Here is a 1446-nt window from a genome sequence, read left to right as displayed (position 1 = left end):
AACGGCGTCTGGCAGGGCTTCGACGTCGCCGTCTGCCGCGCGGTCGCCGCAGCGGTTCTCGGCGACCCGATGGCGGTCGAATTTGTGCCCACCACCGGGCAGACCCGCTTCACCGCGCTGGCGTCCGGCGAGATCGACGTGCTGGCCCGCAACACCACCTGGACCTTCTCGCGCGATGTCGACCTCAAGTTCGAGTTCATCGGCGTGAACTACTACGACGGCCAGGGCTTCATGGTGCCCAAGGCCCTCGGTGTGAGCTCGGCCAAGGAACTCGACGGCGCAACCGTCTGCATCCAGACCGGCACCACCACCGAGCTGAACCTCGCGGACTTCTTCCGCGTGAACAACATCAGCTACGAGCCGGTGCCGATCGAGACCAACGCAGAGGCGCAGCAGCAGTACCTTGCCGGCGCCTGCGACGTCTACACCACCGACGCGTCCGGCCTCGCTGCCACCCGCGCGTCGTTCGAAGCTCCGGGCGATCACGTGATCCTGCCGGAAATCATCTCGAAAGAGCCGCTCGGCCCGCTCGTCCGCCACGGCGACAGCGAATGGGGCGACATCGTGCGCTGGACCCTCAACGCACTGGTCGCCGCCGAAGAATACGGCGTGACCTCGGCCAACATCGGCGAGCTCTCGGCGGCTCCGGGCAACAACCCGGAAATCAACCGTCTGCTCGGCACCGAAGGCGAGCTTGGCGCGATGTTCGGCCTCGAGGCCGACTGGGCCAAGAAAGCCATCATGGCCAACGGCAACTACGGCGAGATCTTCGAGAAGACCATCGGCGAGAACACCCCCATCGGCCTGTCGCGCGGCCTGAACGCGCAGTGGACCGAAGGCGGCCTGCTCTACAGCCCGCCGTTCCGCTGAACGGCACGAAAAACGAGGGCGCGGGGATGAACTCCCGCGCCCTTTCCAAATAGAGGGCGAAGCAGACGCCCGACACCAATACGAGTTTCCGACGAGGGGCGGAGGCCGGATCAACCGGCCCGGGACCCGGGAAGAACGGAAACCACCGGGGAGAACAAAATGACGACCATGACGGACCCGCCGGGGCAAGGCTTCCGGCTGTCTCAGCTTATCTACGATACCCGCTACCGCTCCCTGACCATTCAGGTGGTGGCGATGATCCTGCTGATGCTTCTCTTTTCGTGGCTCGTCTCGAATGCGATCCACAACCTTCAGAACCTCGGCAAGGACTTCGACTTCGGCTTCCTGTGGCAACCGTCGGGCTATGACATCAACCAGCGCCTGATCGACTACAACAGCCAGAGCACCCACGGACGCGCCGCCCTCGTCGGCATCCTCAACACGCTGCTCGTCGCGGCGCTGGGATGCGCACTGGCCACCGTGCTGGGCGTCATCGCCGGCGTGCTGCGCCTGTCCAACAACTGGCTGGTGGCGCGGCTGATGGCCTTCTACGTCGAGGGCTTCCGCAACGTGCCG

1 protein-coding gene and 1 pseudogene are annotated in these 1446 nt (G+C 65.2%); both read left to right on the top strand.

Annotated elements, in window-relative coordinates; genetic code table 11:
• A partial coding sequence (locus HC022_RS26480; RefSeq protein WP_167454372.1) for an amino acid ABC transporter substrate-binding protein occupies positions 1–870 on the top strand: 870 nt, incomplete at its 5' end.
• Positions 871–1029: 159 nt separating this feature from the next.
• Positions 1030–1446, top strand: a pseudogene (locus HC022_RS26475) (amino acid ABC transporter permease); the annotation flags it as partial.

This window comes from Salipiger sp. HF18, assembly GCF_011806505.1.
Lineage (GTDB): Bacteria > Pseudomonadota > Alphaproteobacteria > Rhodobacterales > Rhodobacteraceae > Salipiger > Salipiger thiooxidans.
Note: the sequence above shows the minus strand (reverse complement) of the source record. Positions and strands in the feature narration are given on the sequence as shown.